Here is a 21,647-nt window from a genome sequence, read left to right on the forward strand (position 1 = left end):
TAGTTTTTGTATTTTTTGTACCATTTGCAGGATTTTTTGTTTCGCTGCAAAAGTATCGGCACCCTATTAAGGTAAAATCAAACCTATATTACCAAACTATAAATAAGAATTGCCTAGAACTATATTTACAGAACGTTGATAAACTACTTATAACACTCGGGAAACATATTAATAATACTTATAAGCTAAAATAGGGGCTAAAAAATAAGCACCTATTTCTCAAGGGAAAATTGAAATTGCGCTGCAATCCAGCTTATAATAAACGGCCTCGCAGTTAGCTAAATGAGACTATTGCATAAAGTATGAAAGCCAGCAGGTCACTCTTCTAAAATATCAGCTTGTACCCAATGCCCCGGACATTGAGAATCTGTACCTGTGGGTCGTCGCGCAGGTAGCGGCGCAAGCGGGTCACGAATACATCCAAGCTGCGGCCGTTGAAGAAATGGTCTTGGCCCCACAGGTCAAGCAGTACGGTGGAGCGTTCGAGGACTTGGTTGCGGTGGTCGTAGAGGCGTTTGAGGAGTTCGGCTTCGCGGTTGGTTAACTCTATTTCGGTTTCCCCGAGGCGGAGCTTTTGCTGCGTATACGCGAAAATGTAACGGCCTATCCTGAGCGGTTCGTGGGGCGGCGAGCTGGTAGGTAGCCCCAAGCGGTTGAGCTGCGCTTGGATACGCACTACCAGCTCGTCCATGCTGAAGGGCTTTTTCAAGTAGTCGTTGCCGCCTAGCTCGAAGCCCCGTACCACGTCGGCGGGTTGGGAACGGGCCGTTAGGAAAATCAGCGGAACGGTCTGGTTTTCGCGGCGCAGTTGCTCGCCTAGTGAAAAACCATCGAGGCGCGGAAGCATGATGTCGGCCACCACAATATCGGGGGCTTGCTGCCGAAACAGGTGTAGGCCTTGCTCGCCGTCGGAGGCATGCTGCACCGTGAAGCCCCGCATTTCCAAACTGTCTTTGATAATCAAAGCCAGGGCCGCTTCATCTTCAACCAGCAGAACCGTTGCCATACGCCGCAGTTAAAGCGAGGGAAGCCAGAAAGAGAAGGCGCTGCCGCTACCCAACTCGCTTTGCACCTGCAACCGCCCACCGTGTCGCTCAATCACCTGCCGAACGTAAAAGAGCCCCAACCCGAAACCCTTGATTGGGTGCAGGTTGCCGGTCGGCACTCGGAAGAAGCGGTCAAAAACGGCCGGCTGATAGTCTTTCGGAATTCCGATGCCGTCGTCGGTTACGGTAAGTCGCCAACCGACATTCTCTGGTTGCCCCTGAATAGTAATGGTTACTTGTTCGCGGGAATATTTTATGGCATTGTCGATCAGGTTGCTGATGACGTTGCGCAGGTGCAGCCGGTCGCAGTGGATAGCAGCCGGCGCCACATCCACCGCAAAGCGGACGGCCTTGGCCGTAGTGAGCTGGTGCTGCTCTACCAGCTCGGCAACCAGCTCGGCGGGTTGCACGGTTTCGGGGCGTAGTTGCAGCGGTTGGCGCTCGGCCACGGCCATATGCAGCACATGATCAACCAGCCCCGATAACCGCTGCAGCTCCTGCTGCGAAATAGCCAAGTACGTCTGCGTTTTCTGCGGATTCTGCAGAGCGCCAAAGTGCTGCAACGCCTCTACGGCCGCCGTTACCGTGGCCAAGGGCGTCTTCAGCTCATGGGTCATGTTGTTGATGAAGTCTTCGCGAATCTCGGACAGCTTTTTCTGACGCAGGATGGTGGAAAGCATTAGCCCGAAGCAAGCTGTAGTTAAGCACAGCAAGCCCAACGAGCCAGCCAGCAGCCCCCCCATTCGGCGCAGTGCATACGGCAAGGGCGGCTGGAACGAAGCCCGCACCGCCACCTTTGGCAAGGCGGGTAATGCTACGGGTGGGGTGTGCAGCACATAGCCGGCCTGCACTGGCTGCAGGCGCAGGTCGGCGGCCGTCGCGACGGTGTCGAAGAGGAAAGCCGCTTCGGCTCCGCGCAGCTTCAGCTCGGCTTGATAGGCCGTGGCGAGGCGCGTGAGGTTGAGCGTGGGCGAGGCACCCGTGTTGCGCAGCAAAAACTGCAGAAATGCCTGCGCCACACTGTCTTCTTGCCGGCGCGCAACGCGGCTATCGGCCGGGAACCGGCTACTAGCTTGCAGGAGCTGCCGCAGCTGGGCGCGGCCCGCATCATCTAGGTTTTGGATGGGCAGCGCAACGTGGCTGTATGCTTCATGACCGGGCGCGGTGGGCTGTAGCAGGGTCTGCAATTCGGCTAGTTGCTGCTTCTGCAACACCGCCAGCAGCGCCTCGTGCGCCGTGCGCGTGAACTGGACCGTGGTCAACTGATACGTGGTGTAGAGCCAGTAGGCTTGGAAGCCGTTGATGCCCAGCATACACAAACTCATCAGCCAAAAGATAATACGCAGACGGCTTTTCATGACGGGTGGAAGCTGCTGATAAGCAACTAGTCGAAAGTACGGGGGATGCCACGCTCAACCAAGCTGTTAACAATCATTAACACAAAATAACAGTCGTTTACACCCCGCTTCTGGTCCTTTGTTGGCGCAACCCTGGGCAGGCTATTTCTGCTCTTGCAGGTTTTCTACTGTCGAGTATGCGCTCCTATCAAAAGCTTAATAATCTGGTTGGCTGGCTGGTGTTTGGTATTGCCGCCATTATATACTGGCTCACACTGGAGCCTACAGCCTCGTTCTGGGACTGTGGCGAGTTCATTGCCTGTTCCTACAAGTTGCTCGTGCCCCACCCACCCGGTGCCCCCTTGTTTCTGCTGCTGGGCCGGCTGTTTTCGTTGCTCAGCTTCGGCGACACCAGCAAAGTGGCGGTACTAGTTAATTCGCTTTCGGCACTGAGCAGCGCATTCACAGTGTTGTTTCTGTTCTGGAGCATCACCCTATTGGCCCGCAAGCTGGTGCTGCGCGCTGCCACCCAGCCTTACGCCCGCCGGCTCTCCCCCACGCCCGGCCAGACAATGCTTATTCTAGGCTCGGGGGCAGTTGGGGCACTGGCTTTTGCCTTCTCTGATTCGTTTTGGTTTAATGCCGAAGAAGCCGAGGTGTACGCTTTATCCGCATTGTGCACGGCCGCCGTGGTGTGGCTGATGCTGAAATGGGAAAACCGGGCCGACGAAGCAGACAGCGACAAATGGCTGGTGCTGATTGCCTACGTGGTGGGCTTGAGTATCGGGGTGCACTTACTGAACCTGGTAGCTATTCCGGCACTAGGGCTGCTGTACTACTTCCGCCGACAGCCCGCTCCTACCTTGTGGGGCGGCGTACTGGCTTTGCTCGTGAGTAGTGTAGTAGTCGGCTTTATTCTGGTGGGAGTTATTCCGGGGTTGCCTACGCTGGCGAGTAGTTTCGAAATTTTCTTCGTCAACTCGTTTGGTCTGCCTTTCAATTCGGGCGTAGTTGTTTTCGTGCTGTTGTTGCTGGGCTTATTGATCGGCGGATTCCGCTTTTCGTACCGCCGCCGTTCACGCCTGCTCAACACCAGCTTGCTGGCATTGGTGTTTGTGCTGATCGGCTACTCGTCTTACCTGATCGTTCCGATTCGCAGCTCCTACCATCCAACTATCAATCAGAATGCGCCCGACAATGTGCTCAGCTTCGTGAGCTACCTAAAGCGCGAGCAGTACGGCTCGCGGCCCCTGCTGTACGGGCCGCATGTGTTTGCGCAGCCCATTGCCCAAGTGAATACCGGCCCGCGCTACGTGCGCGAAGGCAACAAGTATGTGGTAGCCGAGCAACGACAGGAGTTGGTGTACCGCGACGAGGACAAGATGCTGCTGCCCCGCATATATGCTGATGGCAGTGCCACTGCCGCCCAACGCTTGGCCTATTATCAGAAATGGGTGGATATCGAGGAAGGCGTTAAACCTACCATGGGGCAAAACCTTAGCTTTTTGTTCCGCTACCAGATGGGGCACATGTTTTGGCGCTACTTCCTGTGGAACTACGTGGGCCGCGAAAGCGACGTGCAGCACGCGGGCGTTCTGTGGCCCACGACCAGCAGCGAGCAAGTGCCCGAGCGCATTGCCGACAACAAAGCCCGCAACAATTTTCTGGCGCTCCCCCTGCTGCTAGGGTTGCTAGGCCTAGTACATCAGGTGCGCCGCGACTCCAAGAACGCGCTAGTAGTAGCGTTGCTGTTCCTGTTCACAGGCCTAGCCATCATCGTGTACCTCAACCAGCCCCCCGTTGAGCCGCGCGAACGGGACTACACCTTCACCGGGGCTACCTATGCCTTTGCCATCTGGATAGGCTTGGGAGTGGTTGCGCTGGCCGAATTGCTGCAGAAGTTGAGGCAGGGCGAAATGGTCCGCGCCGGTGTGGCAACGCTGCTAAGCTTGGTGGTGCCGGGCATTATGGTCGCGCAGGGGTGGGACGACCACAACCGGTCAGGCCGCTTCAGTTCTGTAGATTCTGCCAAAAACTTACTTAACTCCTGCGCCCCCAATGCCATCCTGTTTACCAACGGCGACAACGACACGTTTCCGCTCTGGTATGCCCAAACCGTGGAAGGCGTGCGCACCGACGTACGGGTGGCCGTGCTGAGCTACTTGAACACGGACTGGTACGTCGAGCAGATGCGAAACCGCTCGTATAAGTCGCAGCCGCTGCCCGTTTCGCTGCCCCCCGACCGTTACCGCCAAGGCACCAACGATTACCTGCCCTACGTGGAAAACCCGAATGTCCGCGAAGTCAACCTTTACGACTTCATTGGGCTAGTACGTGAGAACAGCGACTTGCTGAAAGTCAGCTACGGCGACGGCAGTGGCACCTTGATGTCTTTTCCCTCGCCCAAGTTCTATCTACCCGTGGATACTGCCGCCGTAAAAAAGCTTGGCATCATTCCGCCTAGCCGGCGTGGTCAATTGGTTGACAAGATGGAGTTCAATCTGGGCAAGGGTGCCATCGAGAAGAAAGGCTTGTTAGTCCTCGATATACTGGCTGCAAACCAATGGAAACGCCCCGTTTACTTTGCCACTAGCGTGGCGCTGCCGCAGGATCATCTAGGCCTCGAACCCTATTTCCAGCTAGAAGGCTTGGCTTGGCGCGTCCTGCCACTGAAGGACCCTAACTACGACCCGCGCGGAGAAGCCGGATACGTAGAGAAAAGCATTCTGTACGACAAGCTGATGCGGCAATTCTCTTACCGCGGCCTCGACAATCCGTCCCTTTTCCACGACGACAACAGCTTGATGTTCCCGGCCAGCTACCGCGAAAAGTTTGCGCGCTTGGCCACAACCTACCTAGCCGCCGGCGACTCGGCCACAGCCCGCAAAGTAGCCGACAAATGTTTGGCAGTGATGCCCGACAAGGCCATTCCGTATGATTATTACATTCCACAATTAATGCCCGCGCTGATAGCCGGTGGAGAGCAAAAGCGTGCCAGAGAGCTTCAGGATATACTATTTAGGCGGACGCAGCACGCTCTGAGTTACTACAGTAGCAACCCCAATTCCGTGTTCGACCGGGAGCTAGGCCAACTCCTTGCCACTCTCCAGCAACTCTACTTAGCAGCGCAGCAAGTCGGTGATACACAGCGCGCCAATCAAGCATACGCGTTACTGCGCCCTTACTTAGGGCAGTAAATACCGAGCAAGAACAGCCAGCGTATTCTACGCTTCAGCTTTTCAGACTAACCCCTACTGAGTAGCATCTGCTTTCTTAACGGCGAGCAATTGCTACTCAGTAGGGGTTGGTGTTTTACAGCATTAAAGAGTTTCAGTTGACAAACCGAATACCTCTGTTCAGATAGGCAAATGACGAAGCGGCTACCTGTGTGCTAGGGCAACAGCCGCTTCAAGGACGCGCAGCATAGGTCTTTCTGTGGCCGTCCTGCTGCGTTTTCTCTATCGAAATTCATCTATCGAAAGAGCTATAACAGCAGTATGCAATTTTCGCCAGGAAGCATACTCAGCTCAATGCAGATACCTCATCCTATAGACCAAGGCATACTTTTCTCGTTAACCGAAATCTTAAAGCTCACACTCTATTGGCATGATCCAATTATCTAACATTGGCTTTATAATTTATTTATCGATACCTTTACCACTTAATATAATATAACGATTCCAATAGGCAAATTTTTTCTGAGTTAGGACTGACGAGGGTGCTGTGTACTGATGGCTAAAATGTTCTTGAAAAGAAATTTATTTCTGGCAGCTACCCCTGTCTTATTATTCAAAATGGCGCTGATACAAGGGCCATTCACGCTTCCCTATACTATAGAGACGAGCAGTTTAATAATGCCCGTCAGCGAATGGACCTTAAGTAGGGCGCAAAACGGCAACTTGATTTCTGCTTTGAAAGACAACCGCACTGGTCGGTTGAGTGCGTTTTCGGCTTCCGTTTTTCAAAGAGGATATCAGGCTGACTTTCAGCTTAACCCGAAAATTTATCATCAGGCATCTTTAACTAAAGGAGACACCGTAGCCCGGATGTACTCCAACCAAGACCAGGAGCGGCTGGTGCAGTTACAAGGAGAATTGGCAGTGCAAGAAGCAGAGTTGCAGCTTGTCAACTCTGGCCAGAAACCGGCTGATGTAGAGGAAGTTGCCAATCAACTGGCTTTGGCTAAGCAGGAATTGGCATCCCAACGTGCACTTACAGCACGCGCCCAGGCCTTGCATCAAGACTCGTTGACCTCTTTGCAGAATTACGAGTTGTCACTCAATAAGCTCCGGGTACGCGAATTGAATGTAAGCATGATTGTGGCGGAGTACAAATCTGTTACAACCGGTGGCAAACCGGAGCAGATACGAGTCATACGTACCCGAATTATTTCATTACAACAACAAATTCGTCATATTCAGCAAAGCTTGAAGGAGCTCACCGTTGTTTCGCCGGTTTCAGGGGCAGTATTGCTGAAGAAAGCTCCGGTAAATCCTACCGAAGAAGTGCTTGTATCGATAGCCGACAACTCTTCATTCGTCGCTATTCTGCCAGTGAATTATTTGGAGCGCAACTATGTGCAGGAGCAGCAGCGAATAGAAGTAGCGGTTACGGGCACAACGCAAACGGCAGTCGGCAAAATAATTGGCATTGATAACACGGTGCAGATTGTAGATGGTCGCCAAGCCTTCTTTGTAACTGCTCTGATCGAAGAAAAGAATGCGCCGCTCGTTCCGGGCATGGTCGTTAGAACTAGCCTTTCGTGCGAATCTATTTCCGTGGCCGACCATGTGGCCCGGATAGCGCAAACGTTGCTTACTTATTAAGCTCCACGCTTATATCTGTTATTCTTCTGGGTTGGTTTATTCCTTTGGTTGATGCTCCGCGTTGAGCTTTTCTTTCTATGCATCAGGACGTTCAGCAGGTTTTCAATTTTTCAATTACGGTCCGGGAAGTACTCGGCCACACCGTATGGGCCACGCTTTGCGGCCTGCTTATCTCCTTCTTTTACACTATTGCTTTTCGGAAGGCAACCTACTCGGTCAATCTGGTTAAGTCCATTGTGATGCTGACCATGATTACCTCCTTTGTGATGATGGTTGTGGGAGACAACCTGGCGCAGGCATTTAGCATGGTGGGTATTTTGTCTATCATCCGGTTTCGGACGGCTAGTAAGGACGCGCAGGATTTTATGTTTCTCTTTTTCGCCCTAGCCATAGGGTTGGCTTGCGGCGAGGGGTTATATGCTGTGTCGTTGGCCGGTTGCCTGCTTATTGGTTTGGTGACTATTGGTATGGCCCGCGCCATGGTCAACTCCCAACCAGAAAATTTGATACTGACCATCATTCGGGAAGCATCCGTCAGCCCAGAAAGTGATTATGCTCCCATTCTGCAGGCTTTCTGCCAGCGCTACAAGGTGGTAAGTACGCAAGCCTCAAGGGAGAAGAAAGGCCTGTTTATGCAGCTTTCATACGTGACAAATTTGAAAGATGGCAGTAGCAGTGAGGCTTTGGTAGATGCCCTGAAGGAAGTGGAAGGTATTAAGCAAGTAACCCTCGCTTTGGAAGTATAGCGGCTACCCTTACCAAGTCTATGCATCAACTTTTACCCCTACCGTTCCGCAGCTGGACTTTCGGTTCAGAAAAGGCCAGACTATCAGGCACAGTGCTTTTAAAAAATTGCACGGCAGTTCTGCTATTGTTGGCAAGCCACGCTGCTTCCGCGCAAAAAACCTGGACGCTAGGCGACTGTCTAAGCTTTGCCCAAACAAATAATCTGCAAGTGCAGCAGGCTAGCTTGCTGCAGGATAAAAGTGTAGTGCAACTGAACACGGCCAAGAAGTCTTTCCTGCCCACAGTAAATGCCCGGGTGCGCACAACGGGCAACTGGGGTTTCCTTATTGATCCTTCTACCAACGAATTATCTGATCAATTCAATTTCGGCAATCAGGCGGCGCTGAACATGAATTTGAATTTATTTAATGGATTCGCCACTTCGCATCAAATAAGGCTTCGGACGCAACAGGTCGCCGCCGCAACCTATGACTACCAAGTAAGCAGCAACAGCATTTCGCTGAATATAGTCTATGCGTTTCTGCAAGTTTTGCTAGGCCAAGAGCAACTGAAAAACTCCAAGCAACGGGCCACTTACCTGGCAGAACAGCAGAGAAAAGTAAAAAACCAAGTAGATAAGGGAGTGCTCAGCAAAAGAGACTGGTTGGACATACAGTCTCAGGTTGCGGCCGAAGAGCTGCAAACTGTGTACGCCGAAAACGGAGTGGATAAAGCCATACTCAACTTGAAACAAGCTGTTGGCTTGCCACTTACCGAGGATATAACGGTGCAGACTGGCAAAATTCCAGACGACTGGCTGCCGACGGAGCTAAGTAGCGCGGAAGTGGTAAGCAGCGCAGCCACTACGCTGCCCGATTTGAAAGCTGCGCAAGCTCGCGTTGAAGCTACCCAACACGCTTGGCAGCTAGAACGGGCTAGCTACAAACCCACCTTTGCACTTACTGCTCAACTAGCTACGCGCACATCGAACTACAAGACTGAGGTATTTACCAACCAGGTACTCGATAACTTAAATCGGCGGGTTGGCTTATCTCTGTACGTACCCATTGCCAACCGTTATCAGTTGCGGAATACCGACCAACTAGCCAAATTGAATGCAGAGTCGGCGAAACTAAGCTATCAGCAAGTGGAGCGAGACGTGAGTGGCAAGGTAATGGGTGCGTTGCTGGACTACAAAGCGGCGACTAAGAAGTATCGGGTTCTGCAATTGCAATACAACCTGTTAAGCGAAGAACATCGGTACGCGGCTAAAATGCTGGAGCTCGGCGGCCTGAATGCTATGGAATATAGCGTGACGCGTAGTCGGCTAGTAACTGCCCAATCAGAATTGGTGCAAGCCAAATACGACTGCTTTTTCAAGCAAAAGGCCTTGGATTTCTATCAAGGCAAACCTCTGCCATCAGTGCTTTAAAATAGCCATTGAGTGAAGGCATCTGACTTAAATTTCTGGTCGTTTCAACCTTGATTATCTCTTAGCACCTACTCGTTTTTTCTATCGTCAGCCTTGCACTAGCAAGTGAAAAGGAAACATTGGGGCAACAAGAATATAGACGCATAATTGCATCTTGCGCCAATAAAGGGTTGTTATCACCTAAGAATCACCCCTTTATAGTACTATTTTTTGCTCGCCTATAACATTTAGCTTTTTATTGGTACGGGGCTGCATGGCGGCAACAAGTTTATGTAGCTGTATCTGTGCATTACGGAACGCTGTTTAAAAAGCTAAATCATTTTGGGTGGACACAGTTCATGGCCTAGTTGAAGAACAAACCGCTAGTTGTAAGCAACAGATTTTATCCCCTCTTTTTCATCTATGAAGTATTTCTCTACTCCAGTTCGAAGCTTTTTTCTATTAGGTGTTGCCTTAAGCTTAGGAAGCAAGGTAGCGCAAGCGCAAACGGTCAAACCCTTCACGGTAGGCAACTATGTGGTTGTGCGCATTGGCAACGGCTCAGCTCCCCTAACTAATGCTGCCACTGCCGCCTACTTAGTTGAATACTCTCCTACCGGTACGCTGGTACAGGAAGTGCCCTTACCTACCACAACTGTCGGCTCCAACTACGCGCTGAATGAAAGCGGCACTGCCACTTCAGATGCAAACCTCACGCGCTCTGCCGATGGCCGCTTTCTGATGCTGACGGGTTACAACTCCCCTATCGGCACCGCATCTGTGGCCAACACGGCGGTTGCCACAACCAACCGCGTAATTGGGCGCATCGCGGCGGATGGCACCATCAACACTTCAACGCGGATCAACGACGCTTTTGATGGCAACAATATCCGTGCGGCCGCCTCATTAGATGGCAGCTCGTTTTACGCAGTAGGAGCCAACAGCGGTGTTCGTTACCTGCCTTTCGGTAACTCAGGTGCAACAGTTGCTTTAAGCACTGGTACTCCTGCCAACTTACGTACTATCAACTTCTTCGGTGGCAACTTGTACGTGGGGGCATCCAATTCGGGCAGCTTTGGGGTAATGCAAGTAGGGACCGGTGCCCCTACGGCGGCAGGGCAAGCACTGACGCTGTTGCCGGGCTTTCCTAGTTCTGGATTAAGCTCGTACGGTTTCTTCTGCACAGATCAAAGCAGCGCCGTGCCTGGTATCGACGTAATATACGTGGCCGACGACCGGACTCCATCAAGTGGCACTACGCCCAACGGTGGCGGAATTCAAAAGTGGAGCTTGGTGGGCGGCACTTGGACACAAAATGGCACTATTGCTAGCGCTACGGCAGGTGTGCGGGGCCTAACCGGCAAAGTAACGGGCGCCACTGTAACGCTAATTGCAAGTGGTGTGGATGGACTTTACACGGTTGACGATACTGCTGGCTACAATGCGGCTCCCACCACTGCGGCCCTACCTGCCGCCTTTGTGACGGCGCCAAATAATACTGTGTTCCGTGGTGTTGCGCTGAGCCCGGTTGCTACGGCATTGGCTGTTCGTTCTGCCTTCAACAAAGCAGAGGCTACAGCCTTCCCTAACCCCGCACAGCAAAGCGTAACCGTGCGCCTGGCAAACGGTTCGGCTGGTCATGTAGCCGAAGTACATGACTTAATGGGGCGCTTGCAGCGCACGAGCGTTCTGCCTACGTCAGGTAAGCTTGATTTGAGCGGTTTATCGGCTGGCACTTATCTGCTCACTGTAGATGGCCGATTGGTACAACGCATCAGCAAAACGGAATAAGCGTTGTTTCGTCTGAGCGACTAGCGACCCTGCAAGCGGGTTAACTCAAGAAAACGCCATAGCTGCCCCCATACTGCAATATCAAAAGCGGTATGGGGGCAGCTATGGCGTTTTTTCGCTATCAACAACCAAGGCAAGAAGCTTACTACATCGTTGCCACATCCAAGGCCAACTATTCGGTAGGTCGACAAGCTTATATTTTAGTTGCCGTTCCTACCTTTCGGAATGTTTTACCGGTGTAAGAAACGAGTCTACTCGTAGGCGTTATATGCCCGCTTGCAACCTAGTTGAATAGCTTTCGTTTCCGCTTGCCTATGAGAAATACGCTCCGTTTTCGCCACTGGACTGCGCCCCATACCAGAGGGTATATGCGCTACGACCTAACTGTTGGCGACACTATCGAGTACGACGGGCATCCTTATCAGGTAACGGCGCGGGACTTAAGAGATTACAAAGCCAAACGCAAATACCGGCTGATGCTAGCAAGCGGCGTGTTGGACGATCAAGGCCAGGAAGTTTACGAAGCTGATATTGTGCAGGTATTCCAGCGGGGCGACAGCCAAGGCGTTTCTTATTTTGCTTACGTTGTGTGGGACCCTACCCGTGGATTTCTTTACCGCAATGCGCAAGACCTCCCGCTGACAGTGGACTGCGTCACCCGCGTGTGGACAAATTTCTATGCACAACCGCATTGGGTAGAGCAGTTCAACTACCACCAAAACTTTATTAAAGAGCATTGGTACTAGGCACTGCACCGCGCCCATAAGCGCAGAAACTTTGCTCTACTCTAGCAGGCAGATAAGTTAGCGAAATCATTAGTGGCCGGCGCTAAACGTGCTACCCGCCACTAATGCGCCCTTGCTCGCCAACTAGGATCTTCCTGCTTCCCTTTCTGTAGAGAAGCGTATCACTTGTCATGCTTATGACCAGGACAAATCCGTGCTGTAAGTAGGGAGAAAAATACTTGTTGTAGTGTCGGTTGAGTTACTTAGCTAGGAGAGCTTCATTTTCCGGATTCACGCCAGAATTAAGTAGATTGTCACGTCTGGGGCTAAATCGTTTTTGCCTTTTTGGCTGCCCTGACGCACCTATACTCCTTGTCTAAAATGCTCATATCTACCTTGAAACAGAATCTATTTGGGGTGCTGCTCTTGTTACTGCTTGCCTTCAATGCAAAGGCCCAGCAGCTTATGCAACTAACCGACAAGTGGGAGTTTCGCAAAGCAGGTGACAGCAAATGGGGTGCGGCTACAGTTCCCGGCACTGTACACACCGACCTGCTCAACACCAATCAGATTCAGGACCCTTTCTACCGCACAAACGAGAAAGACCAGCAGTGGATCGGCAAAACAGATTGGGAGTATAAAACCACGCTTTCCTTCGATGCCAACCAACTCAAGAGCGACAAGCTGTACTTGGTTTTCGAGGGGCTCGATACCTACGCCGATGTATACGTGAACGACGTGAAGGTGCTAGAAGCTAACAACATGTTTCGGCAGTGGAAAAAGGATGTGAAGCCGCAACTCAAAGCCGGGAATAATTCGCTACGGGTGTACTTCCACGCCCCTGTGGTGAAGGGCGAGGAATTGTTTAAAAGCCTGCCGTTCCAGGTACCTGCTAGCGACAACGACCAGGCCGGACCAGGGGAGCACAAAGTGAGCGTGTTCACGCGCAAGGCCGGCTACCACTACGGCTGGGACTGGGGCCCGCGCTTGGTTACCGCGGGCATCTGGCGCCCCGTGTATTTAGTGCCTATGAACGTTGCCCGCATCCAGGACCTGTTCATCAAACAGAAGCAGCTCACCACTGAGCAGGCTAGCTTGGAAGCCCATCTGGAAGTGGAAAGTTTGACTGCCGGCACCAAGCACTTGGAAGTAACTGTAGATGGCAGTGCTACCCCTATCTACTCCCAACCGGTGTACTTGGATAAGGGGATGAATAATTTGGTATGCAGCTTCACGCTGCCTAAGCCCGAGCTATGGTGGCCCAACGGCTACGGAGCGCAAAAGCTCTACACGTTTCGGGCAGTGCTGAAGGATGGCTCGAAGGCGCTGACCGAAAAACAGGTACGTCGCGGGATGCGGACAGTGGAAGTCATACAGGAGACTGGTCCGAAAGCCAACTCGTTTTACTTCTTGGTGAACGGGGTGAAGATGTTTATGAAAGGTGCCAATTACATTCCGCAAGACAACTTCTTGCCTCGAGTGAACAAGGTCCGCTACGAGCACGTCATCAACACGGCCGTGGCCAGCAACATGAATATGCTACGGGTATGGGGCGGCGGCATCTACGAAAACGACTTGTTCTATGACCTCTGCGACGAGAAAGGCATCTTGATCTGGCAGGACTTTATGTTTGCCTGCGCTATGGTACCCCCATTGGAAAACCACATGCAGAACATCTATGAGGAAGCTGTAGAAAACGTGAAACGCCTGCGCAACCATCCCTCCATTGCCATGTGGTGCGGCAACAACGAAATTGCCATCTACATGGGCTCCAACTATTGGGGCAATGCCAAAGGAGCTTTCCGCAACCGGCAAGATTCCATGAGTGTTATCAATGCTTACAAGGAGGTGTTTCACAGCATATTGCCCGCCGTTGTGAAAGGCTACGACGACGAGAAGTTTTACTGGTCCTCTTCGCCGCAACCAACCAACTGGTCTACGACCAATCGGGACAGCCGCACCTCCGGCGACGTGCACTACTGGGAAGTATGGGGTGGCAAAAAGCCCATCGAACTGTACCTCGAAAATATTGGGCCGTTCATGAGCGAGTATGGATTCCAGTCGTTTCCCGACATGCAAACCATCAAAACCTTTGCTACACCCCAAGACTACGATATCAATTCCGAGATTATGAAGGCGCACCAACGCTCTTACGTGGGCAATGGCGCCATTCTGCAGTACATGCAAGCTTGGTATAAAGTCCCAAAGTCCTTCCCCAACTTTCTGTACACTGGCCAAGTACTACAGGCCGAGGCTATTAAGCTGGCTATTGAAGCGCACCGCCGCGCTAAACCTTATTGCATGGGCTCGTTGTACTGGCAGATCGACGACTGCTGGCCAGCAGCCTCGTGGTCGAGTATGGACTACAACGGTTTCTGGAAAGCCCAGCAGTACGAATCGAAGCGGGCTTTCGAGCCCTTGCTAGTATCGCCGATTGTGAAAAAGGATTCTGTACAGGTATACGTAGTATCCGACCAATTGAAACCCGTAGCCGCGCAGTTGCAAATCCGGTTGCTGGACTTCAGCGGCAAAGTGCTCAACGAAAGTAAAACAAGTGTCAATGTGTCGGCCAACACAAGTACCAACGTGTATCGGGTTTCAGTGAAAACGTTGCTAAAAGGCGCGAACCGCAACAACGTATTGCTTGATGTGCGCTTGCTTAGTGAAAATCAAGAACTAGCGCAGAATTGCTTGTACTTTGAAAACCCCAAGAATTTGAAGCTCAACAAACCCGCCATCAACTACACCCTAACCAAAGACCAAGACCGTTACGTTCTCAAGCTTAACAGCACGCAGCTAGCTAAAAACCTGCGCGTATCAGCCGGCGACGACGCCATCATCTTCTCGGATAACTATTTCGACTTGATTCCGGGTAAAGAGAAGAGTGTGACGTTCCAATCCAGCAAAGCCCTTAAGAAAAGTGACATCGTCTTTATGAGCATCAACGAAGCAGCCTTATAACACCACTAAAGTTTCGAGCTTCATTAGTGCCAAAGCGTTTATGTTGAAATTGATAGTAGATGCAACAAAAGCCTCGTCGTCGGATGAGGCTTTTGTGTTAGGACGTATTTAGCTCTTTTTAAGCTGACGCTCCCCTATAAGACTATAGATGCCGTGGCATTATTAAAAAATGCTTTTTCACTACAGTATATATTCAACACGCAACGCGTGATATTACAATTCACTGAAGGTTTAGCTTCTCTAAAAGGCAAGTCCATTAATCTGTTTTCAGAATTAGTACTTGACCCTGAAGCCATATCTAAAATAATTATACCTTACTTGTTGAATTATACTTGGCCAAGTATTAAGTTTATACTATACTGCTCCTACCTGCCTATTATGCAACTTGTACACAAGCTATTGTTGGGTTTATTTACCTATTTCTGGCCAATTGATCCTGTTCCCCCGTACCCCATCTGCTCTTGGAATGAACTGCCAAGCGAGGAGTGGCCAATAGGGTACGATCCGATATCGGACTCATTCCCTAAAAAAGGGTCAACCCGATACCAAGAGCAAGACGAAGAACTTAGCGTGTTAGCATGGCCCCAAGTGCTACAAGAAGCGCTTTGTTAAGGCCAAATCAGAGAGCTTTTAGAGCTGAAGCCACGGTTTGAGTACTGCTCTACGCAGGTAAGGATAAACACCTATGGCTATACGGCATGCATGGGCTATAACAACTTACTTGATTGGCAAGGCTAGTACAGGATAGCTCTTGCAAAACTTAATGCGTGCTCATGTAGCAAGTTGCGCGACTAGCTCTGCTACAACCAATGGGTCAGCTTCTGGCAGAACAGCATCAAACATTGGGGAAAAGGGTGCATTAGAGCTAACCACCGAACGCTTGGCACTAGCATGGAACTCATAAGCACCGGTGTTTACCACCAAATCTCGAATGGTGTGAGGCGTTACGCCACTACCCGGCATGATGCTAATACGGTCAGCAGCCTGCTTGACCAGCGCAGCTAGTTGTGCTTGAGCAGCCGGTGCAGTGGCTTCACCTCCTGAAGTAAGAACGCGTTGACAGCCTAATACTATTATTTCTTCCAGCGCCTGCGCCTGGTCGCTGCACACGTCAAAGGCCCGATGGAATGTTACGGGCAAAGAGCCGGCTGCTTCCATAAGTGTCCGGCAAAAAGCCAAATCCACATGTCCGTCAGGGGTAAGGGCACCTAGTACCACCCCCGCGCACCCTGCCTCCCGACACTGGATAATGTCAGCCACCATAATGGCTTGTTCATTGGCATCGTATGTGAAATTGCCAGGCCGAGGCCGAATCAACACAAACACCGGAATAGAAAGCAGTTTCAGTACTTGGCTTAGCAAACCGAAGGAAGGCGTAATTCCTCCTTGCTCCAGATTCTGGCACAACTCTATCCGTTGGGCTCCGCCCGCCTGCGCCGCCACGGCCGATTGCACCGAGCTAGCACAAATTTCCAGCACCCGCTTCACGATAGTAAGTATTCGCTTTGAATAAGCTGCTGCTGATTTTTGGCGTCGCAAACGGCGTAGCTGAATCCTTTTTGCAAGGCAAAAGCACCGTGCACGCCTTGGGTGTTGACTGCTATAAAACAAACTTGAATGTCGCGGGCTTTGTCGCCTTTAATCTTAGCCACCCTTTCGATGGCGGCCTTGCAGGCTGCTTTCGGGGAGAGTCCTTGGCGCATGAGTTCCACAACTGTGTGCGCACCAGCAATGCGTATCACGTCCTCGCCCTGACCAGTCGCAGCGGCCGCACCCACGCTGTTGTCAACAAACAAACCCGAGCCGATCAGAGGGGAGTCGCCGAGGCGGCCGCGCATTTTGAAACCCATACCGCTGGTGGTGCAGCTTCCGCTGAGGTTGCCTTGCGCATCTTGAGCTAGTAGGGCAATGGTATCGTGGTTGTTAGCGCCACCTACAGGTCCTATGGGTTTCTTCGAGCCCGAATTCTCGATGTTGACTACGGGCTTGTATTGACTGGTCTTCAACCATTCTCGATACGCTTTTTCGGCATCAGGACTGAGCTTTTGAGGCTCTAGCGGAAAGCCTTGGGCTACGGCAAACTGCTGCGCTCCTTCACCAACCAGCATCACGTGGGGCGTGCGTTCCATAACGCGCCGCGCTACGCTAATAGGGTGCTTAATGCGCTCCAGAGCAGCGACGCTGCCACAGTTAAACTTATCGTCCATGATGCAGGCGTCCAGCGTCACAATACCATCCCGGTCTGGATTGCCGCCTAGGCCTACGCAGCAGTTTTGGGAGGCTTCCGTTACCATCACTCCCGCCTCTGCTGCATCCAAGGCATGGCCCCCTTTGCTTAATACTTTCCAGGCTCCTAGGTTGGCCGCTAAACCCGTATCCCAGGTGGAAATTACCAATGGCTTGCCAACTACGGGTTGCGGGGGCAATCCGATGCCAGCGGCTTCCGCACGTTGGCCCAAGGTGAGTACTGCCAGCCCAGCGGTGGAAGAGGTAAGAAACTTTCTGCGAGAAGGCATAGGGAAGGCGAACTAAGGAGTGAAGCCCAAAGAAAGAAAGTTTTTATTGTTTCCGAAGCACCTGTTCTACTGTATACCCCTTTGCTAGGCACGCTCCATCACGGCTTGCGGCCTGTTACTTATCCTCTGTAGTCCTCTATGACTTGCTATAGCACAAGCTTCCATTTTTGGCAATGGTATAGCAATGTTAACCTAAACCTAGCAGGTGTGCGCGCACACACTTTTCATTTTTTCGATAATTAATTTAAATAGTTTATTACCTTGACCCGGCTAGACTGCATTTCAGACGGTCAACTTATTCGCAAGGCAGCTTCTTGTATGAGCAGTAAAGGACTTGGGTTCCGGAAAACTATGGCTAGCACCCCTGGTCTAGCAGGAGGTAGCTGTTGGTTGCTTTTAGGAGCAGAGCGTAGAGATTATTGTCGCGGAGCAAGCCTAACAACCTGGCGCAGAAATTCGGACAGCTCGCTTCTTCAATAAACTGAGCTACTCGAAAGTAACTAGCTGGTTTACAGCCTCTGCTCCACAAAACGCCTTTCATAGATATCATTCCGGTGAGCCTGATGTTTCACCTTGTTACCGCAAATTATGAACTACACCAACCCGACTGATAGCCGCCATAGTAAATACATCGGAATAGATATTGGGGGCACCAAAATTCATATCGGTGTGGTGCAGAATGAGCGCATCATCCAGGAAATTCAATTCGAAACTTCCGCTGCTGCACCCAAAGAACAGATCCTAGGCGCGTTGGTGGACAGCATCAAAACAGTGATGGATGGTGAGGTGGCCGGTATAGGCATCGGCGTACCAGGGTTGGTTGATGAGCAGAATGGTATTGTCCACAACGTACAGAACATACCTTCCTGGCGAGAAGTAGGCTTGAAACAACACCTGGCAAGCTATTTCAAGGAGCCCGTCTACATCACCAACGACGCCAACGCTTTTGCTATTGGCGAAAAGATGTACGGAAAGGGTAAAGAGTACACCAATTTGGTTGGTATAACGCTCGGAACCGGGCTTGGGGCAGGCATTATCATCAACAACGGCGTCTATTCGGGCACGCTCTCAAGTGCCGGCGAGTTTGGGTGCATCCCCTATCGTGACAAGACCATAGAAGACTACTGCAGCGGCAAGTTCTTCGTCCAGAACTACGGTTTGCCCGGCACCGAATTTCATGCTCTTGCCCAGCGTGGTGACTCGAAAGCCTTGGAGGCCTTCTCGCAGTATGGCGAGCATCTGGGCAATGCCATCAAAATCATTTTGTACACCTTGTCGCCGGAGGCCATATTTCTGGGAGGCTCGATCAGCAAATGCTACCAGTATTTCCAGGAAGCTCTTCACAGAAGCGTACGGGAGTTTCCGTTCAAGATAATTACCGACCGGCTGGTAATAGCCCCGTCGGAACTTGGCAACGCTGCCGTATTGGGGGCCGCCGCGGTTTGCAAAAGCAAACTAGAATTGAGTTTTACGCCTCAGACGGCGCTTTCTCTTTAAGAGGCGTCAACTACGATTACCTGTTTTGCCGAGCCGGCAATAGCTGAATCAGAACCCCTACCACCTTTCCAATTACTTCCGAGTCTGTTATGAAGCGTAACGCTGTGCATATGGTGAAATCTGTTGTTGTGCTGGCTTCCAGTTTGGTCTTGTTCATGACCACGTATGCCAACAGCCAACAGGTTGCCAGCAAAGGAAATAGCACTAGCCTTACCCGCTACGTCGATCCTTACATTGGTACCGGGTTCCATGGCCACGTGTTTATGGGAGCCAACGTGCCGTTTGGCGCAGTGCAGCTGGGGCCCGTCAACTTGTCGCAGGGCTGGGACTGGTGCTCTGGCTACCACTACTCGGACTCTACCATCGTGGGCTTTTCGCACACTCACCTCAGCGGTACCGGAATCGGCGACCTTGGCGATATAGCCGTGATGCCCACAACGGGGCCCATCCGAGTGACGAAAGGCCGATTGAAAGACCCGAGCAAAGGCTACTTGTCTTTGTTTTCGCACCGCGATGAAACCGCCAAGCCGGGCTACTATGCCGTTAAGCTGAAGCGCTACAATATTCAGGCAGAGCTTACAGCTTCTTCGCGGGTGGGCTTTCACCAATACACCTTTCCTCAAGCAGCCGAAGCACACATCATCCTCGATTTAGAGCAGGGTATCGGCTGGGACCAACCAACTGATACGTTCATCGAGCAACGCAACGACAGCACCGTAGTAGGCTACCGCTATTCCAAAGGATGGGCCAACGACCAACGCGTGTACTTTGCCATGGTGTTCTCGAAACCTATCCGCCAGTTTACCAGCTTGCTGGTAATCGATTCCTTGGGCACTACCACCGCGGCTACCAAAGGTACCCGTCTCAAAGGGGTGGCTACGTTCACTACCAAGGCCGGCGAAAAAGTGAAGCTGAAGGTGGGGATTTCGCCGGTAAGCTCGGAAAACGCGCTGGCTAATATCCGCGCCGAAATTCCACATTGGAACTTTAATAAAACGGTGGCGGCGGCCGATGCAGCCTGGAACCAGGAGTTGCAGAAAGTACGAATCGAAGCTGACTCGGAGACGCGGCTAAAAACGTTTTATACCGCTCTGTACCACACCATGATTGCCCCGTCTATCTTCAACGACCACAATGGCGATTATCTGGGCACCGATAAAAAGGTTTATAAGAAAGCTCCGTTCACCAACCTGACTACCTTCTCCCTCTGGGATACGTACCGGGCGGCTCATCCTTTGTTCAGCATTTTGCAGCCAAACCGGGTCAACGACATGATTAGCTCCATGCTGGCAGTGTATCAGCAGCAAGGCAAGTTGCCAGTGTGGCACCTGATGGGCAACGAAACCAACACCATGGTGGGCTACAGCGGCGTGCCGGTAGTAGTGGATGCTTACTTGAAAGGGTTTAAGGGCTTTGATGCCAACCTTGCTTATGAGGCAGTAAAAGCTACTGCCATGCGCGACGACTACGGCCTTAAATCTGTGAAAGAGTTAGGCTTCATCCCAGCCGACAGCGAAACCGAAAGCGTAGCCAAAGGCCTGGAATACGCCATCGACGATTGGTGCATTGCCCAAATGGCCAAGAAAATGGGCAAAGCCGACGACTACGCTTACTTCAGCAAGCGCGGCAAAAACTATCAGAACTACTTCGACAAGCAGACCCGCTTTATGCGGGGCCGAGTAGCTCAAAATCAGTGGCGCACCCCGTTCAACCCCTTCGAGTCGCGCCACCGCAAAGACGATTTTACGGAAGGCAACTCCTGGCAATACACTTGGCTGGTGCCGCAAGATGTGGAAGGCCTCGTTGGCTTGCTAGGCGGCGACAAGGCGTTCGGTCAGAAGCTGGATTCGCTCTTTACCGCCAAAGGCGACATGGGCGCCGAGGCTTCCAACGACATCAGCGGCTTGATTGGGCAGTACGCGCACGGCAACGAGCCGAGCCACCACATTGCCTACCTGTATTCCTACGTCGGGCAGCCTTGGAAAACGGCCAATCAGGTTCGGTTTATAGTAGACAACTTCTACACCGCCAAAACGGACGGTATCATCGGCAACGAAGACGTCGGGCAGATGTCGGCTTGGTACATCTTCTCGTCGCTCGGTTTTTACCCCGTGAACCCGGCCAATGGCTCGTATGTGTTTGGCAGCCCAGTTGTAAACCGGGCGTCTGTGGCCTTAGCCAACAACAAAACACTATCCATCGAAGTGAAGAACAACGGCCCAGCCAACAAGTACATCCAAAGCGTGACGCTTAACGGTAAACCGTACTCAAAGTCGTATATCCTGCACAAGGACTTAATGGCCGGCGGCAAGTTGGTGTTCCAGATGGGCAACAAACCGAGCACTACGTGGGGCGTAGCTAAGCAAAACCGTCCTCAATCTGTATTAAGCCAACCCTAACTGCCTGCAAGCAAGCAAGAGGAATAAACAGTCATCAACAAATCGGCGGCTCATTATGGCGTTGAATAAGTAGGTAGTCCTTAGTCGTTGAGTCGGACGGAGGCGTTGTTTGGGCTGTAATCGTGGCTGTAAACTATTGAGCCGTGGCTTCTAGTTGGAGCTAGTTGACTTGATTCTTCCGCATAACCTAAGACGTGATTTTCAACTCGCATAGCGTAGCAGCATAGCGCCCGAACTTCTTGCGGTGCTGTTTCTGACGATAGTAGTTCAACCACAAATAGCGTTTCTGCAACTCGGCATAGGACGGCCGGAAGGCAGTGCCGGTTTGGCTGGCAAACTGCACATAGCCCCGATGCTCCGGGTAGTGCATGTTTACTACGCCCTGCGGCAACCAACCCCAGTTATGTTCGGG

At 51.8% G+C, this 21,647-nt stretch carries 14 protein-coding genes; 9 read left to right on the plus strand and 5 right to left on the minus strand.

Features of this window, described 5'->3' with window-relative positions:
- Positions 1–325: 325 nt before the first annotated feature.
- Positions 326–1,006, minus strand: coding sequence for a response regulator transcription factor (locus P1X16_RS25600; RefSeq protein ID WP_277235086.1), 681 nt, complete (start codon positions 1,004–1,006; stop codon positions 326–328).
- Positions 1,007–1,015: 9 nt separating this feature from the next.
- Complete coding sequence (locus tag P1X16_RS25605) at positions 1,016–2,404, minus strand: HAMP domain-containing sensor histidine kinase (protein ID WP_277235088.1); 1,389 nt, start codon at positions 2,402–2,404, stop codon at positions 1,016–1,018.
- 176 nt (positions 2,405–2,580) lie between these two features.
- On the opposite strand from P1X16_RS25605, the gene P1X16_RS25610 reads away from it, so the two are divergent.
- The 7 genes from P1X16_RS25610 (at position 2,581) to P1X16_RS25640 (ending at position 14,823) form a co-directional block, all read left to right on the plus strand.
- Positions 2,581–5,580 carry a DUF2723 domain-containing protein gene (locus P1X16_RS25610; protein WP_277235090.1) on the plus strand — a complete coding sequence of 1,000 codons (3,000 nt, stop codon included), beginning with the start codon at positions 2,581–2,583 and terminating at the stop codon, positions 5,578–5,580.
- A gap of 534 nt (positions 5,581–6,114) precedes the next feature.
- Positions 6,115–7,209: a hypothetical protein gene (locus P1X16_RS25615; RefSeq protein WP_277235091.1), complete on the plus strand. Its 1,095-nt coding sequence runs from the start codon at positions 6,115–6,117 to the stop codon at positions 7,207–7,209.
- 77 nt (positions 7,210–7,286) lie between these two features.
- On the plus strand, positions 7,287–7,955 hold the full coding sequence (locus P1X16_RS25620; RefSeq protein WP_277235093.1) for a DUF4956 domain-containing protein: 669 nt from the start codon (positions 7,287–7,289) through the stop codon (positions 7,953–7,955).
- A 128-nt stretch (positions 7,956–8,083) separates the two neighbouring features.
- Entirely contained in the window at positions 8,084–9,367 is a 1,284-nt protein-coding gene (locus tag P1X16_RS25625; RefSeq protein WP_277235095.1) for a TolC family protein, read from the plus strand.
- 402 nt (positions 9,368–9,769) lie between these two features.
- Entirely contained in the window at positions 9,770–11,137 is a 1,368-nt protein-coding gene (locus P1X16_RS25630) for a T9SS type A sorting domain-containing protein (RefSeq protein WP_277235097.1), read from the plus strand.
- Positions 11,138–11,451: 314 nt separating this feature from the next.
- The gene (locus P1X16_RS25635; RefSeq protein ID WP_277235100.1) at positions 11,452–11,883 is read left to right on the plus strand and encodes a hypothetical protein; all 432 of its coding nucleotides are present in this window, start codon (positions 11,452–11,454) and stop codon (positions 11,881–11,883) included.
- A gap of 375 nt (positions 11,884–12,258) precedes the next feature.
- Positions 12,259–14,823 carry a glycoside hydrolase family 2 protein gene (locus P1X16_RS25640; RefSeq protein ID WP_277235103.1) on the plus strand — a complete coding sequence of 855 codons (2,565 nt, stop codon included), beginning with the start codon at positions 12,259–12,261 and terminating at the stop codon, positions 14,821–14,823.
- A gap of 771 nt (positions 14,824–15,594) precedes the next feature.
- Here the strand turns inward: P1X16_RS25640 and P1X16_RS25645 are convergent.
- Together P1X16_RS25645 and P1X16_RS25650 are read right to left on the minus strand one after the other, a co-directional pair.
- Complete coding sequence (locus P1X16_RS25645) at positions 15,595–16,311, minus strand: copper homeostasis protein CutC (protein WP_277235104.1); 717 nt, start codon at positions 16,309–16,311, stop codon at positions 15,595–15,597.
- Positions 16,308–17,339, minus strand: coding sequence for a N(4)-(beta-N-acetylglucosaminyl)-L-asparaginase (locus P1X16_RS25650; RefSeq protein WP_277235107.1), 1,032 nt, complete (start codon positions 17,337–17,339; stop codon positions 16,308–16,310). Before P1X16_RS25650 ends, P1X16_RS25645 begins: the two co-directional genes overlap by 4 nt.
- Positions 17,340–17,927: 588 nt before the next feature.
- Between P1X16_RS25650 and P1X16_RS25655 the strand changes: the two genes are divergently transcribed.
- Both P1X16_RS25655 and P1X16_RS25660 read left to right on the plus strand, forming a co-directional pair.
- The gene (locus tag P1X16_RS25655; protein ID WP_277235108.1) at positions 17,928–18,836 is read left to right on the plus strand and encodes an ROK family protein; all 909 of its coding nucleotides are present in this window, start codon (positions 17,928–17,930) and stop codon (positions 18,834–18,836) included.
- An 89-nt stretch (positions 18,837–18,925) separates the two neighbouring features.
- Entirely contained in the window at positions 18,926–21,235 is a 2,310-nt protein-coding gene (locus tag P1X16_RS25660) for a GH92 family glycosyl hydrolase (protein ID WP_277235110.1), read from the plus strand.
- A gap of 187 nt (positions 21,236–21,422) precedes the next feature.
- On the opposite strand, the gene P1X16_RS25665 is transcribed toward P1X16_RS25660, so the two are convergent.
- Positions 21,423–21,605 carry a hypothetical protein gene (locus tag P1X16_RS25665; RefSeq protein ID WP_277235111.1) on the minus strand — a complete coding sequence of 61 codons (183 nt, stop codon included), beginning with the start codon at positions 21,603–21,605 and terminating at the stop codon, positions 21,423–21,425.
- Positions 21,606–21,647: the final 42 nt, after the last annotated feature.

It is taken from the genome of Hymenobacter sp. YC55, assembly GCF_029433095.1.
In the GTDB taxonomy this organism is placed as follows: domain Bacteria; phylum Bacteroidota; class Bacteroidia; order Cytophagales; family Hymenobacteraceae; genus Hymenobacter.